Raw genomic sequence first — 15446 nt, 5'->3', positions numbered from 1 at the left:
ATTATAGGGAGTTTCCTGTGGCCCGCAACCCTTAAATGACAGAAAAATGACTGACTGCTGCATTCCACAGCAAAACCCCGTCTTATACCCATTTACGCACAGAGTTATCCACAAACCACACGATCGTTTCTACGATCCTCTCGTTATATCAGCCTCTTTCAACTGAAAAAGAAGAGGTCAAAATCGAAAATTAAAAATTCGCGAGCGTTGCGCAAACGTTTTCGTTACAATGCCCCCGCACAACAAGGATGCCCCGTAAGGGGCGTTAGCTGAGTTTTTAGCCAAGAATTCACCTAACGCTCTCTGTAATAGTCAAATCCAGGGGATTTACCATGCAACAACGTCGTCCAGTCCGCCGCGCTCTGCTCAGTGTTTCTGACAAGGCCGGTATCATCGAATTCGCTCAGGCACTTTCCGCACGTGGTGTGGAGCTGCTGTCTACAGGTGGCACTGCGCGCCTGTTAGCGGAGAAAGGTCTGCCAGTGACCGAAGTTTCCGATTACACCGGCTTCCCGGAAATGATGGATGGACGCGTGAAGACCCTGCATCCGAAGGTCCACGGTGGCATTCTTGGTCGTCGCGGTCAGGATGACGGAATAATGGAACAACATGGTATCGCGCCTATCGATATGGTGGTTGTTAACCTGTATCCATTCGCCCAGACCGTCGCCCGCGAAGGCTGTTCTCTGGAAGATGCAGTAGAGAACATTGATATTGGCGGCCCGACCATGGTGCGCTCCGCTGCCAAGAACCATAAAGATGTAGCTATCGTTGTGAAGAGCAGCGACTACGACGCCATTATTAAAGAGATGGATGCCAACGACGGTTCTCTGACCCTCGACACCCGTTTCGATCTCGCGATTAAAGCCTTCGAACACACCGCCGCTTACGACAGCATGATCGCCAACTACTTCGGCAGCATGGTTCCGGCCTACCACGGTGAAAGCAAAGAAGCCGCCGGTCGCTTCCCACGTACGCTGAACCTGAACTTCATTAAGAAGCAGGATATGCGCTACGGCGAGAACAGCCACCAGCAGGCTGCCTTCTATATAGAAGAGAATGTTAAAGAAGCCTCCGTTGCCACCGCGCAGCAGGTACAGGGCAAAGCACTTTCCTACAACAACATCGCCGATACCGATGCGGCGCTGGAGTGCGTGAAAGAATTCAACGAGCCAGCCTGTGTGATCGTTAAGCACGCTAACCCGTGTGGCGTAGCAGTAAGTACCTCTATTCTTGACGCTTACAACCGCGCCTATAAAACCGACCCGACCTCCGCGTTCGGCGGCATCATCGCCTTTAACCGCGAGCTGGATGCTGAAACCGCGCAGGCGATCATCTCCCGCCAGTTCGTGGAAGTGATCATCGCCCCATCCGCCACCGAAGAAGCACTGAAAATTACCGCTGCCAAGCAGAACGTTCGGGTGCTGGTCTGCGGCCAATGGGCGCAGCGCGTTCCGGGCCTGGACTTTAAACGCGTTAACGGCGGTCTGCTGGTTCAGGACCGTGACCTGGGTATGGTGACCGAAGGTGAACTGCGCGTGGTGTCCAAACGTCAGCCGACCGAGCAGGAGCTGCGCGATGCGCTGTTCTGCTGGAAAGTGGCGAAGTTCGTGAAATCCAATGCCATTGTTTATGCCAAAGAGAACATGACTATTGGCATAGGCGCAGGCCAGATGAGCCGCGTGTACTCCGCGAAAATCGCCGGGATCAAAGCGGCCGACGAAGGCCTGGAAGTGAAAGGTTCTGCAATGGCTTCTGACGCTTTCTTCCCGTTCCGCGACGGGATTGATGCCGCTGCTGCCGCCGGTGTGACCTGCGTGATCCAGCCGGGTGGTTCTATTCGCGATGACGAAGTGATTGCCGCCGCCAATGAACACGGCATTGCGATGGTATTTACCGATATGCGCCACTTCCGCCATTAATCCACGGAGCAGACGATGAAAGTATTAGTGATTGGCAACGGCGGGCGCGAGCACGCCCTGGCGTGGAAAGCGGCGCAGTCGCCAAAAGTCAAAACGGTATTTGTCGCCCCGGGCAATGCGGGCACCGCGCTGGAGCCCACGCTGCAAAACGTGGCCATCGGAGTAACCGATATCCCGGCGCTGCTGGACTTTGCCCAGAACGAGAAGATCGATCTGACCATCGTTGGCCCGGAAGCGCCGCTGGTGATTGGCGTGGTCGATGCGTTCCGCGCCGCCGGTCTGAAAATCTTCGGCCCAACCGAAGGCGCCGCGCAGCTGGAAGGCTCCAAAGCCTTCACCAAAGATTTCCTCGCGCGCCACCAGATCCCAACGGCGGAGTACCAGAACTTCACCGAAATCGAACCAGCGCTGGCTTACCTGCGCGAGAAAGGCGCGCCGATCGTTATCAAAGCCGATGGTCTGGCTGCCGGGAAAGGCGTTATCGTGGCGATGACGCTGGAGGAAGCCGAAGCCGCGGTTCATGACATGCTGGCCGGTAACGCGTTTGGCGACGCGGGCCACCGCATCGTGATTGAAGAGTTCCTCGACGGTGAAGAAGCGAGCTTTATTGTCATGGTCGACGGTGAGCACGTGCTGCCGATGGCCACCAGCCAGGACCATAAGCGCGTGGGCAATGGCGATACCGGCCCAAACACCGGCGGGATGGGTGCTTACTCACCAGCGCCGGTGGTAACTGATGAAGTGCATCAGCGCACCATGGAACGCATCATCTGGCCAACCGTGAAAGGCATGGCGGCGGAAGGTAACACCTACACCGGTTTCCTTTATGCGGGCCTGATGATCGACAAGCAGGGCAACCCAAAGGTTATCGAGTTTAACTGCCGCTTCGGCGATCCGGAAACCCAGCCGATCATGCTGCGCATGAAGTCCGATCTGGTGGAGCTGTGCCTCGCCGCCTGTGACGGCAAGCTGGATGAGAAAACCTCCGAGTGGGACGAACGCGCCTCGCTGGGTGTGGTCATTGCCGCCGGAGGTTATCCGGGTAATTACAATATCGGCGATGAGATCCACGGTCTGCCGCTGGAAGACGTCGCTGACGGTAAAGTGTTCCACGCGGGTACCAAACTGTCTGCAGACGATCGCGTGCTGACCAACGGTGGTCGCGTGCTGTGCGCCACCGCGCTGGGTAACACCGTGGCTGAAGCGCAGAAACGCGCTTACGCCCTGATGACCGACATCCGCTGGGATGGCAGCTTCAGCCGTAACGACATCGGCTGGCGCGCCATTGAACGCGAGCAACGCTAACGCGAAATTTTCGCCAGCAGCGTTTTACGCGTAATGCCTAACTGACGGGCGGCTTCCGTTTTATTGCCGCCCGTTTTTTCAAGCGCCGCCAGAATCACCTCCTTTTCGACATCCACCAGCGGTTGGATCTCGCCACTGAATTCCATTTTTATCGGCGTCGCGGCAATCGCCATCGGCAGTTCACGTTCGGAAATATATTCCCCCGTCAGCAGCACCACCGAGCGCTCAATCGCATTTTCCAGCTCACGAATATTGCCCGGCCAGTCGTAGTGGATCAGCAGATCCATCGCCTGCGGAGTAAAGCCTTTCACCGCTTTACGGTTACGCGCGGCAAAACGCTGGAGAAAATGTTCGGCTAACAGCGGAATATCTTCCCGGCGCTGGCACAGCGCTGGCATTTCAATGGTGACGACGTTCAGACGATAGTAGAGATCCTGACGAAAGCGCCCGGCGCTGACTTCCTCTGCTAGATCGCGATGCGTAGCGGCTATCAGCCGGACATCAACCGCAATAGTCTGGTTGCTGCCAACCCGCTGTACTTCTCGCTCCTGGATAGCCCGCAGCAAACGCACCTGCATCAGCGGTGAGATATCGCCAATTTCATCAAGAAATAACGTGCCACCATCGGCTTCCACAAAGCGCCCTTCCCGGCGTTTATCCGCCCCGGTAAACGCCCCTTTCTCGTGACCAAAAAGTTCGGACTCCAGCAGCGATTCATTAAGCGCCGCGCAGTTGAGCGTCACCAGCGGCTTATCGCGACGGGCGCTGCTGGCATGCAGCGCCCGGGCCACCAGTTCTTTGCCCGTGCCGGAGTCTCCGTGAATGAGCACTGTCGCATCTGAGGGCGCAACCATCGCGATTTCATTGAGCAACTTCTGCATCGCCGGACTGCTGCCAATCATGCCAAACTGCGCAGCCGACGCTGACGGCAATTCAGCGCCCATTTCCCGCGTATGCGCCAGCGCCTTTTCCAGCGTCTCCTGCAGACGGTCAAAATCCAGCGGCTTGATTAAGTAGTCCAGCGCCCCGGTTTTAAGCGCCTCAACGGCGGTCTCTACGCTGGAGAACGCCGTCATGATCAAGACCGGAATCGCCGGATTCAGCGCTTTAATCTCTTTCAGCGTTGCGATACCGTCCATCTCCGCCATGCGTACATCACACAGCACTAAATCAAATACGCGTTCGCGCACCTGTTCCAGCGCCGCTCGCCCGCTATAGGCCAGCGCGACCTCATAACCCCAGCCGCGCAGCAGCGCCTGTAAAATGGTGCAGTGGCTGATATCGTCATCTACTACCAGAATATTGATTTTTCCGCGCGTCATCCTTGTTAATCCTGTTGTTTCGCTTTGGTCGGCAGCCAAAGAGTAAAGGTCGCACCTTTGCCCTCAACGCTTACCACCTGAATGGTGCCACCATGCTGTTCGATAATGTTCTGCACCACCGCCAGCCCGAGGCCGGTTCCGTCAGCTTTGGTTGTAAAGTAAGGCGTAAAAATGGCCTCCAGCTGTTCCGCTGCAATTCCCTTCCCGCTATCGGTAACCACAATTTTAACGCGATCGCCGCTGCTTTCATTCGCTTCAACCGTGATCGTGCCCTGACGACCAATCGCATGAATGGCGTTCAGATACAGATTCAACAAAACCTGAGTCAGTCGGTCAGGATCGGCCTGGATAGCGGGCAGCGTAGAATTGGCCGAAAAGCGGAGCTGGATTTCCCTGCTTGCCGCATCCTGACCCACCAGGTGTAATGAGTGGGTGATAACCTCATTGAGATCCACCTGTTGCAGCGTCAGATGTGCAGGCTTCACCAGCTCCAGCAGCTCGCTCACCACCCGATTTAAACGATCCGCCTCTTTCGCCATCACCTGTGCCAGCTCATGCGACTCGCCTCCTGCCGGGGTTCGTTCGGCAAAATACTTCGCCAGACCTTTGATCGATGAAAGCGGGTTACGAATTTCATGCGCCACTCCAGCCGCAAGATGCCCGAGCGCTAACAGTTTTTCTTTACGCTTCATCGCATCCTGAAGTTCTTTGTACGAACGCTGATAGCGCTGATACCAGAAGAACGTCAGTACGGTGGCCAGCAACACAGCCGCCAGCGCACAGAGGACTATCAGTGTGTTACGCCACTCTCTTGCCTGAGTCGCTGTCAGATCGCTGGCATCAAAGGCGATAAATATGGTTTGCACTGGGGTGATAAACTGCCCGTCATTGCTGGCACAGCGCGCCATGCCGTGGCGTCCTGGACCATACATCGGCTGAAACTGGCGATAAATTTCCAGGGCCGGCGTTTTTTCACCATCCCTCGCTGGAATTTCAATATTTCGCCAGCTTTCTTGCTCCCCGGGACTAAGCTGTCGCAGGACATCCGGTGAATAGAGCGTTTTTCCGACCATCGCGGCATTGCTGTGAGTAATAATGACACCATGCTCATCGACGACGGCAAACCATAGCACGCCTGGTTGTACGGCCATTTCCTCCAGGAGCGTCTGCTGCTGGGCATGATGCATGCGCATCCCCATGCCTACACGCGTACCAGACTCCAGAGCGCGAATGAGCACGCTGCCTTTCTCCAGTAGCGTTTGCCGCGCGGCGCCACTTTCCCGCCCATAGTCCCGAATAGTCATAATCGAAAACCAGCCGACCAAAATCAGGATTGCCGCCAGCAAGAGTCGGCTCAACCACTTTGCCACCGTATCCTTATAAAGACGCATACGCTCTCCCTTTACCCCACTTGTTCCTTTCATCGTTGCAGGTATACAGCAGAAATCATGCCATTTTTTCCCCCTGATAACCCTGCCCTCAGACACAAACAGCTGAAAGTACCGGGTAAAAATGACTCGCTGGCGCGTTCTGGCGGGTCATTTTTACTCGTTTTCCTGCAAAGACGGCGGGTACGACGCCCGCAGGACTGGGATTGCCGCTTTGGCACGGAAGATGCAATAGGGAATGTAAGCTAACCAACAGGAGAACGAACGATGAAACGGAACAACAAACTGGCACTGATTGCACTTTCTCTGATCGCACTGGGCTCCACCCCGGTACTGGCGCAGAATCACTGGGGATATGGTGATGGAATGCAGCAACGGGGCGGTACCCCAATGACCGCTGAGCAGCAGGCTGCCGCACAGAAAATCTATGATGATTACTACTCCCAGACCAGCGCGTTGCGCCAACAGCTGACATCCAAACGTTATGAGTACAATGCACTATTAACGGCCAGCTCGCCGGACACGGCAAAAATTAATGCCGTTGCAAAAGAGATGGAAGCGTTGAATCAGTCTCTGGACGAGCAGCGCGTTAAACGCGATGTCGCAATGGCGCAGGCTGGCGTGCCACGTGGCGCGGGAATGGGCTACGGCGGATGCGGCGGTGGCAGTAACCATCGCGGCGGCGGCCATATGGGAATGGGTCACTGGTAACAGTATTGCCTGATGGCAGATTATCAGAAAGTTTTGGCTGTAGGCTGCCAGTGACAAAAATCTTCATTGGCGACTAGCAGTATCTGCGACCCTTCGGGCGCTTCCAGCCATGCCACACTCACCTCTACGGATGAATGTTTCTGGCGGCGCTCGATATGGTTTATCGCCCACGACTCCAGGTCTGGCTTCAGCGTTTCACCTTCACAGGTTGTGACCGTGTTATCCGCATGCCAACGTCCCTGACGCAATATCACCCGTCCCTGACGCAGCGCATCGCTGGTCTGGCGAATTTGATCGGCGCGATAGCGGTAAAGCGCGATTTGATCGCTGGAAAGCTGCTGCTTTTGCCCGTCGACTTCACGCTGCATGAAGCTCAGTTCGCCCCGGTCATCAAAGCGTATACGGACATGTTCAGCCGGTTTACTGTAAACGTTGAGTTCTATGAGAGAGAGCGAATCACCCTGCCAGCGGTATTCACTGGTAGTGGTTTCGCCTTTTCGCCACGGACTAAATACCGAGAGCAAGTGAACATCGTCACCGGAGTCTTTACGCCAAATGCGTACCGCCCCCTGATCGCCAACATAGCCGCTGGCCGTGAACGGAGGAAGCTCAGAATGGCTACCGCAGGCAGACAGTAACAGAACACCTGAAAGCCAAAGCGTATGACGCCAGATGGACAAAAGGGGCGAAACCGCCCCTTCGTTAAAACTGTTCACTGCCACGCGAATTACTTAACCGCGTCTTTCAGTGCTTTACCAGAAACAAATGCCGGTACGTTAGCTGCGGCAATTTTGATTTCTTTACCGGTCTGCGGGTTGCGGCCAGTGCGCTCAGCACGGTGGTTCACTTTGAAGGTACCGAAACCAACCAGTTGTACAGCATCGCCTTCTTTCAGAGACTCAGTAATAGCAGCCAGAGTGGATTCCAGAGCAGCTTTAGCCTGTGTTTTAGACAGTTCTGCTTTGTCTGCAATTACATCAATCAGTTGAGTCTTGTTCATAAGTTATCCTTACAATGTGTTTATCGCTTGCTAAGCATCGAGTGCGACGGAAATGCCAGAAAAGCACTCTCCTGCATACACGCACCGATAGCCACTTTTTTTCGCCCCCCAAATGTAGACCAGACCGGGGGCGGATGGGAAGCCTTCAGGCACGACAAATCAGGCGTTAAATCACGTTTTGTGGTGTCATTGCTGAAAATTTATACCAATATTGCTCTCGCCAGCCTCTCGCAGGTCTGCACGCAGTCCTTTTATCAGCTCAATATCGCGTTCTTCACAGTCGGCTAAAAGTCGGAAAATTTCCCACTGAATATCCCATTCTTGCTCAACGGCAGGGTTCTCTTTGAGCTCCTCATCGGTCATTTCGCGACCAGCCTGGGTCATTTCCAGCATCGCTACCGTCGTAATCGAAGCTTTACTAACTTCAATTGCATGCTCCAGCGTTTCACCGCTAAGACGTGAATGCATCAGTTCGCTTAATGCCACACAGGCATCAATCGCCGGATAAACGCCGTACAGATCATAATCGTCTGCAGAAGGAATGGCCTCTTCAAACTTTTCCAACTGGCTGTCGAAATTGATTTTCGCGTCTTTAACCGTCAGCGCTTCCCAAATCAGATCCAGAATTCGGCGGTAAATCTGTCCATCGCCAAATTCAGTTTGCTTGCAGAACATGGCGTAATTCGGGTACATGCGTTCGCACAGACAGGCCATAAACGTGACGTGCTGCCAGCTTTCCAGCTTCTCCAGACGCAGGTGAATCGGATTTTGTAACATGATGAGTTCTCAAATACGGAAATTAGCCGCAGTTTACCCGATATGGGGCGCTTTTGCTGCAAGCCGCGTAAAAGCCGGGCGTTCGGATGCCACCGCATCTGCCCAGCGCGTTGGTTCCGGCAGACGATAGCCGTTCATACAGCGTTGTACCCACGCCAGTGCGCTGTCCATACTCACGCGGTGGCCCGTAGAGATAAACAACGGGTTACAGCGCGCTTTGCTGCGCCAGACCCATGCCAGCTGTTCGCCTTTATCCAGCAATGGCACTAGCGCACCGGGTTCAGCAGCGAGCGGTTCAAACTTGCCACACAGCCGTTTTTTCGCCACACCAATCGTTGGGACGTCCACCAGCAGGCCAAAATGGCTGGCCACGCCCAGACGGCGCGGGTGCGAAATGCCGTGCCCGTCAACGAACAGCAGATCTGGCTTGTGCGAGAGCAGTTGCCAGGCGGCCATCAGCGCGGGGGTTTCACGAAAGGAGAGAAAACCGGGAATGTAAGGCATGGTAGTGGCGATACGCGCCACCTTGTATTCAACCAGTTCAAGCGTGGGATACTTCAGTAAGACCATCGCGGCTCGCGTCACTTCGCCACCCTGCTCAAACCCAACGTCCGCCCCGCCGATCAGATCCGGCGGATCGTTCTTCAGACGATCCTCGCGGATCAATGAAGAGGCCAGTTCAAGCTGCTGCGCGCGTAATGACGCAAGATCCATAATGACTCCTTAGCGGTGGTACTGTTCGGACAACCGATGTACCGCCTCCACAAAGACACCCGCATGTTCTGGCGGGACGTCCTGATGAATGCCGTGGCCCAGGTTAAAGACATGCCCTTCGCCCTGACCGAATCCGGCCAGAATTGTCGCCACCTCTTCTTCGATGCGGGCTGGCGGTGCATACAGCATGGACGGATCCATATTGCCCTGTAGCGCCACTTTATGACCTACACGACGACGCGCATCGGCAATGTCAGTGGTCCAGTCGAGACCTAACGCATCACAGCCGGTTTCCGCCATCGCTTCCAGCCACTGACCACCGCCTTTGGTAAACAGGGTCACAGGTACGCGACGACCTTCGTTCTCGCGTAGCAGGCCATCGACGATTTTGTGCATGTAGTACAGGGAGAACTGCTGATAGTCGCGACCGGTCAGTACACCGCCCCAGGTATCGAAAATCATCACCGACTGCGCGCCCGCTTTGATCTGCGCGTTCAGGTACAGCGTGACGCTCTTCGCCAGCTTATCAAGCAGCAGATGCAGCGCTTTAGGGTCGGCATACATCATCTTTTTAATCACGGTGAAGGCTTTGCTGCTGCCGCCTTCAACCATGTAGGTCGCCAGCGTCCACGGGCTACCGGAGAAGCCGATCAGCGGCACTTCGCCTTTCAGTTCACGGCGGATAGTGCGCACCGCGTTCATCACGTATCCCAGCCCATCTTCCGGGTCCGGGATCGGCAGTTTGTCGACGTCAGCCTTGCTGGTAATCGGAGAGGTGAAGCGTGGACCTTCTCCTGCTTCAAAATACAGCCCGAGTCCCATCGCATCCGGGATCGTCAGGATATCGGAGAAGAGGATCGCGGCATCAAGTTTATAGCGACGAAGCGGCTGCAGCGTGACTTCGCAGGCCAGCTCGGCATTTTTGCACAGCGCCATAAAATCGCCCGCTTCGGCACGGGTAGCTTTGTATTCCGGTAGATAACGGCCTGCCTGGCGCATCATCCATACCGGAGTGACATCAACGGGCTGGCGCAGCAGCGCACGCAGATAACGATCGTTCTTCAGTTCGGTCATTTTTGCAGTTCCTTATTGCGTCAGTCCATCAGTGTATCACCACTCGCTCTTTACTCGTACTCAGCCCGACACATTGCCACAGTATCTTCAATCAATCGACGCGCGACAGTACCCGGCGGGGGCAAGAGCGGTAAATCGTCATAGCGATACCAGTTCGCTTCCAGCAGCTCTTTCGGGTCGATGACGATTTCGCCGCTATCATACTCCGCCATAAATGCGGTCATCAAAGACTGTGGGAACGGCCACGGCTGAGAAGTGACATAACGCAGTTTTTTCACCTTAATGCCGCTCTCTTCCATGACTTCACGCGCCACCGCCTGCTCGAGGGTCTCGCCCACTTCGACAAAACCCGCCAGCACGGTATGCACGCCGTTGCGATGGCGAACATGTTGGGCGAGCAGGATGGAATCATCTCGGCGAATAGCGACAATTATGCAGGGAGCAATTTGCGGGTAATAACGTTCGCGGCAGTGACTACAGAGCATCGCCCACTCCGTTTTACTCGGGCGCATGGGATGGCCGCAGTAACCGCAGAATTTATGCGAGCGGTAAAACTCCGCCAGCTGTACGCCTCGTCCGGCCAGTTGAAACAGGCCAACGTCCTGGTCAATGACCTGGCGCACCGACCCCATATCGTGTCGACGCTGCTGCTGCACCAGCCAGACAGTTTCCCCTTCCCACTCGCCTATTGGCAGCGCGCGCTGACCAATCAGATCAAAACGGGCTGCGTCGCCATAAGGTAGCTCGCCATGAGGTAACCATAACTTTTGCTCATGACTGACAATCCACCAGCCGCTATCTAATTTTTCAATTATACGATCCATATCTCTTGCGCAACCTTTGCTTCACAGGCATGTTGTTTACATTATTTTTACATTTACGGGTGAGCAGTTCCTAAACACCATCTTGCGGAGTCAATCATGCTAAACCAGCTGGAAAGCCTGACGGAGCACGTCGGAGGAAGTAATAAACTGGTTGATCGCTGGCTACATGTACGTAAGCACCTGCTCGTGGCTTACTACAATCTGGTTGGCATTAAGCCTGGCAAAGAATCGTACATGCGACTCAATGAAAAGGCGCTGGATGATTTTTGTCAGAGCCTGGTCGATTACCTCTCCACCGGACACTTCAGTATTTATGAACGTATTCTCCATAAATTGGAAGGGAACGGGCAGCTTTTAAAAGCCACAAAAATTTGGCCGCTGCTGGAAGCCAATACGCAGCTGATCATGGACTACTATGACTCCAGCCTGGAAACTGCGATTGATCATGATAACTTCCTTGAGTTTCAAAAGGTTTTATCGGATCTCGGCGAAGCGCTGGAAGCCCGGTTCGTGCTCGAAGATAAGCTGATCATGCTGGTATTTGATGCGATGCACGAGAGTGGCACTCTCAAACGTCCTGCTTGAGATTTGTCGCATTAACGCGTAGTTTACATTCATTACCTCTAAGATAGAGGTTACTTCTTGTCGGAGTGCTTATTTTCCACAAAAGCATTCGTGATGCGTCAAGGCGGCAAGTCAGTGAATCTCCAGGAGCTTACCTAAGTAAGTGACTGGAGTGAGCGGACGAAGCCAACAAAGAGGCAGCGCGAAGGATGACGTGGAAAAGGCTGAGACCGTTAATTCGGGATCCGCGGAACCTGATCAGGTTAAGACCTGCGAAGGGAACAAGAGTCAATCTACAACCGTTCGTCTTTGGGCGATCGCCTCTCTTGCTTCATCCGTCGTCTGACAAGCCACGTCCTTACTTTTTTGGAATGAGCTATGTCTGCCACTACTAAACCATCACGCCGCGAACAGCGCGCGCAAGCCCAACACTTTATCGATACCCTGGAAGGGACCGCCTTCCCTAACTCAAAACGCATTTATATTACCGGTTCGCAGCCGGATATCCGCATTCCGATGCGCGAAATCCAGCTTAGCCCGACGCTGATTGGCGGCAGCAAAGACAACCCGCAATTTGAAGACAACGAAGCCGTGCCGGTGTACGACACCTCCGGGCCGTATGGCGATCCTGACGTGGCGATTAACGTCCAGCAGGGCCTGGCGAAACTGCGCCAGCCGTGGATTGCGGCGCGTAACGACAGCGAAGAATTAGACGACCGCAGCTCCGCTTACACCAAAGAGCGCCTGGCCGACGATGGCCTGGACGAGCTGCGTTTCAGCGGCCTGCTGACGCCAAAGCGCGCCAAAGCCGGTAAGCGCGTGACCCAGCTGCACTACGCCCGTCAGGGGATCGTCACGCCGGAGATGGAGTTTATCGCCATCCGTGAAAATATGGGCCGCGAGCGTATTCGTAGTGAAGTGCTGCGCCACCAGCATCCGGGGATGAACTTTGGCGCTCGTCTGCCGGAAAATATCACCCCGGAATTCGTGCGTGATGAAGTCGCTGCGGGCCGGGCGATTATTCCCGCCAACATCAACCACCCGGAATCCGAGCCGATGATCATCGGCCGCAACTTCCTGGTGAAGGTGAATGCCAACATCGGTAACTCGGCGGTCACTTCCTCTATCGAAGAAGAGGTCGAAAAACTGGTGTGGTCGACCCGCTGGGGCGCAGATACGGTGATGGACCTCTCCACCGGTCGCTATATTCACGAAACCCGCGAGTGGATCCTGCGTAACAGCCCGGTGCCGATCGGCACCGTACCGATCTACCAGGCGTTGGAGAAGGTCAACGGGATCGCCGAAGATCTCACCTGGGAAGCGTTCCGCGATACATTGCTGGAACAGGCCGAACAGGGCGTCGACTACTTCACTATCCATGCCGGCGTACTGCTGCGCTACGTGCCGATGACCGCTAAACGCCTGACCGGAATTGTCTCGCGCGGCGGTTCAATTATGGCGAAATGGTGCCTCTCGCATCACAAAGAAAACTTCCTGTTTGAACATTTCCGCGAAATTTGTGAAATCTGCGCCGCCTACGACGTCTCGCTCTCTCTCGGTGACGGCCTGCGCCCGGGTTCGATTCAGGATGCCAACGACGAAGCGCAGTTCTCCGAACTGCATACGCTGGGCGAGCTGACCAAAATCGCCTGGGAATACGACGTGCAGGTAATGATTGAAGGCCCTGGGCATGTGCCGATGCATATGATCCAACGCAACATGACCGAAGAGCTGGAGAGCTGCCACGAAGCGCCGTTCTACACCTTAGGGCCGTTGACGACAGATATCGCGCCGGGCTATGACCACTTCACCTCCGGCATTGGCGCGGCGATGATCGGCTGGTTTGGCTGCGCGATGCTGTGCTACGTCACGCCGAAAGAGCACCTCGGCCTGCCGAACAAAGAAGACGTGAAGCAAGGGCTGATCACCTACAAGATTGCCGCCCACGCCGCCGACCTGGCGAAGGGGCACCCGGGCGCGCAGATCCGCGACAACGCGATGTCGAAAGCGCGCTTCGAATTCCGCTGGGAAGACCAGTTTAACCTCGCACTCGACCCGTTCACCGCCCGCGCCTATCACGATGAAACCCTGCCACAGGAGTCCGGCAAAGTCGCCCACTTCTGCTCCATGTGCGGGCCGAAGTTCTGCTCGATGAAAATCAGCCAGGAAGTACGCGACTACGCCGCCGCGCAAACTATTGAAGTGGGAATGGCAGATATGTCGGAGAACTTCCGCGCCAAAGGCGGTGAAATCTACCTCAAAAAAGAGGAGGCATAATGTACCAGCCTGATTTCCCGACCGTGCCGTTCCGCCTCGGGCTTTATCCGGTGGTGGACAGCGTGCAATGGATTGAACGCCTGCTGCAGGCGGGCGTACGCACGATCCAACTGCGCATTAAAGATAAGCGTGATGAAGAGGTCGAAGCCGACGTCATGGCCGCCATTGAACTGGGGCGTCGCTATGACGCCCGCCTGTTTATCAACGACTACTGGCGGCTGGCGATTAAGCACAACGCTTACGGCGTGCATCTGGGCCAGGAAGACCTTGAAACCACCGATCTGAAGGCGATTCAGGCGGCGGGGCTGCGCCTGGGTGTATCCACTCACGATGATATGGAGATCGACGTCGCGCTGGCGGCTAAGCCTTCTTATATCGCACTCGGCCACGTTTTCCCCACGCAAACCAAGCAGATGCCTTCCTCCCCGCAGGGGCTGACGCAGCTGGCAAGCCATATTAACCGACTGGCCGATTACCCGACCGTCGCCATCGGCGGCATCAGCCTGGGACGTGCACCATCGGTGCTGGCGACCGGTGTTGGCAGCATTGCCGTGGTCAGCGCCATTACCCAGGCGGCCGACTGGCAGGCAGCCACGGCGCAGCTGCTCGACATAGCGGGAGTCGGCGATGAATGACCGCGACTTTATGCGCTACAGCCGGCAGATCCTGCTCGGCGATATCGCGATTGAGGGCCAACAAAAGCTGCTCGACAGCCATGTGCTGATTATCGGTTTAGGCGGGTTAGGTTCGCCTGCCGCGCTGTATCTGGCGGGAGCAGGTATCGGCAAACTGACGCTGGTAGACGATGACGACATTCATTTGAGCAATCTGCAGCGCCAGATCCTGTTTACCACTGATGATATCGCGCGTTCAAAATCGCAGATTGCCCAGCAGCGCCTGACGCGGCTCAACCCAGATATCGAACTGGTATCGCTCCAGCAGCGACTGAAAGGCGATGCGCTCCGGCATGCGGTAGCGCGTGCCGATGTGGTGCTCGACTGTACCGACAACATGGCCACGCGTCAGGAAATTAACGCCGCCTGCGTGTCGCTCAACACCCCGCTCATCACCGCCAGCGCCGTCGGTTTCGGCGGCCAGTTGATGGTGCTCACGCCACCGTGGGAGCAAGGTTGTTACCGCTGCCTGTGGCCGGATGATGTAGAGCCTGAACGCAACTGCCGTACAGCCGGTATCGTCGGCCCGGTTGTCGGCGTGATGGGCACCTTGCAGGCGCTGGAAGCCATCAAACTGCTTAGCGGCATTGCGACGCCCAGTGGCGAGTTACGCCTGTTTGACGGTAAAACCAGCCAGTGGCGCAGCTTCGCACTACGACGTGCCAGCGGCTGTCCGGTATGTGGAGGGCAACATGCAGATTCAGTTCAATGATGAGCCGATGCAGTGCGCCGAGGGACAAACCGTCAGCGGGCTGCTCACCGAGCTTAATCAGCTTAAACCGGGCGCGGCGCTGGCGCTCAATCAGCAGATCCTGCCGCGCGAGCAGTGGCAGCAGCAAATCGTGCAGGAAGGCGACCAGATCCTGCTTTTTCAGGTTATTGCAGGGGGTTGAT

16 protein-coding genes are annotated in these 15446 nt (G+C 55.7%); 8 read left to right on the top strand and 8 right to left on the bottom strand.

Annotation, left to right across the window (positions count from 1 at the left end; translation table 11 throughout):
- Positions 1-332: 332 nt before the first annotated feature.
- The gene (gene purH / locus OGV74_RS03640; protein WP_086504751.1) at positions 333-1922 is read left to right on the top strand and encodes a bifunctional phosphoribosylaminoimidazolecarboxamide formyltransferase/IMP cyclohydrolase; all 1590 of its coding nucleotides are present in this window, start codon (positions 333-335) and stop codon (positions 1920-1922) included.
- Between the two features lie 15 nt (positions 1923-1937).
- Positions 1938-3227, top strand: coding sequence for a phosphoribosylamine--glycine ligase (purD, locus tag OGV74_RS03635; RefSeq protein ID WP_086504750.1), 1290 nt, complete (start codon positions 1938-1940; stop codon positions 3225-3227).
- Here purD and zraR read toward each other — a convergent pair.
- Positions 3224-4549 (bottom strand): sigma-54-dependent response regulator transcription factor ZraR, encoded by a 1326-nt coding sequence (gene zraR / locus OGV74_RS03630; RefSeq protein ID WP_086504749.1) that lies wholly within the window; start codon positions 4547-4549, stop codon positions 3224-3226. The two genes, purD and zraR, sit on opposite strands and share 4 nt — an antisense overlap.
- A gap of 5 nt (positions 4550-4554) precedes the next feature.
- A complete protein-coding gene (gene zraS, locus OGV74_RS03625) occupies positions 4555-5940 on the bottom strand; it encodes a two-component system sensor histidine kinase ZraS (protein WP_086504748.1) in 1386 nt (461 codons plus the stop codon).
- Positions 5941-6204: 264 nt separating this feature from the next.
- Between zraS and zraP the strand changes: the two genes are divergently transcribed.
- Positions 6205-6648 carry a zinc resistance sensor/chaperone ZraP gene (gene zraP, locus OGV74_RS03620; protein WP_048219998.1) on the top strand — a complete coding sequence of 148 codons (444 nt, stop codon included), beginning with the start codon at positions 6205-6207 and terminating at the stop codon, positions 6646-6648.
- 23 nt (positions 6649-6671) lie between these two features.
- Here the strand turns inward: zraP and OGV74_RS03615 are convergent, their stop codons facing one another.
- The 6 genes from OGV74_RS03615 to nudC form a co-directional block, all read right to left on the bottom strand.
- The gene (locus OGV74_RS03615) at positions 6672-7364 is read right to left on the bottom strand and encodes a DUF1481 domain-containing protein (RefSeq protein ID WP_003033064.1); all 693 of its coding nucleotides are present in this window, start codon (positions 7362-7364) and stop codon (positions 6672-6674) included.
- 11 nt (positions 7365-7375) lie between these two features.
- A complete protein-coding gene (gene hupA / locus OGV74_RS03610; protein ID WP_001044509.1) occupies positions 7376-7648 on the bottom strand; it encodes a nucleoid-associated protein HU-alpha in 273 nt (90 codons plus the stop codon).
- 186 nt (positions 7649-7834) lie between these two features.
- Positions 7835-8425, bottom strand: a complete 591-nt coding sequence (locus OGV74_RS03605) for a YjaG family protein (RefSeq protein WP_003842015.1) — start codon at positions 8423-8425, stop codon at positions 7835-7837.
- Positions 8426-8458: 33 nt separating this feature from the next.
- Positions 8459-9139, bottom strand: coding sequence for a deoxyribonuclease V (gene nfi / locus OGV74_RS03600; RefSeq protein ID WP_003033072.1), 681 nt, complete (start codon positions 9137-9139; stop codon positions 8459-8461).
- 9 nt (positions 9140-9148) lie between these two features.
- Positions 9149-10213 (bottom strand): uroporphyrinogen decarboxylase, encoded by a 1065-nt coding sequence (gene hemE, locus OGV74_RS03595; protein ID WP_003826889.1) that lies wholly within the window; start codon positions 10211-10213, stop codon positions 9149-9151.
- Between the two features lie 50 nt (positions 10214-10263).
- Positions 10264-11037, bottom strand: a complete 774-nt coding sequence (nudC, locus tag OGV74_RS03590) for an NAD(+) diphosphatase (RefSeq protein ID WP_086504747.1) — start codon at positions 11035-11037, stop codon at positions 10264-10266.
- Between the two features lie 96 nt (positions 11038-11133).
- Here nudC and OGV74_RS03585 point away from each other — a divergent pair, with 96 nt between their 5' ends.
- The 5 genes from OGV74_RS03585 to thiS all read left to right on the top strand — a co-directional run bounded on the left by OGV74_RS03585 (position 11134) and on the right by thiS (position 15445).
- Entirely contained in the window at positions 11134-11622 is a 489-nt protein-coding gene (locus OGV74_RS03585) for an Rsd/AlgQ family anti-sigma factor (RefSeq protein WP_003033077.1), read from the top strand.
- 357 nt (positions 11623-11979) lie between these two features.
- A complete protein-coding gene (gene thiC / locus OGV74_RS03580; protein ID WP_032950754.1) occupies positions 11980-13878 on the top strand; it encodes a phosphomethylpyrimidine synthase ThiC in 1899 nt (632 codons plus the stop codon).
- The gene (gene thiE / locus OGV74_RS03575; protein ID WP_061548206.1) at positions 13878-14513 is read left to right on the top strand and encodes a thiamine phosphate synthase; all 636 of its coding nucleotides are present in this window, start codon (positions 13878-13880) and stop codon (positions 14511-14513) included. The genes thiC and thiE overlap by 1 nt, the downstream gene beginning before the upstream one ends.
- Positions 14506-15264 (top strand): HesA/MoeB/ThiF family protein, encoded by a 759-nt coding sequence (locus OGV74_RS03570; RefSeq protein WP_046671421.1) that lies wholly within the window; start codon positions 14506-14508, stop codon positions 15262-15264. Before thiE ends, OGV74_RS03570 begins: the two co-directional genes overlap by 8 nt.
- Positions 15245-15445: a sulfur carrier protein ThiS gene (thiS, locus tag OGV74_RS03565; RefSeq protein WP_003033088.1), complete on the top strand. Its 201-nt coding sequence runs from the start codon at positions 15245-15247 to the stop codon at positions 15443-15445. Before OGV74_RS03570 ends, thiS begins: the two co-directional genes overlap by 20 nt.
- Position 15446 lies beyond the last annotated feature (1 nt).

Origin of the sequence: Citrobacter sp. Cf116 (assembly GCF_030336505.1) — a bacterium.
GTDB lineage: Bacteria > Pseudomonadota > Gammaproteobacteria > Enterobacterales > Enterobacteriaceae > Citrobacter > Citrobacter freundii.
The sequence above is the reverse complement of the archived record's forward strand: the minus strand, read 5'-3'. Positions and strand labels throughout refer to the sequence as shown.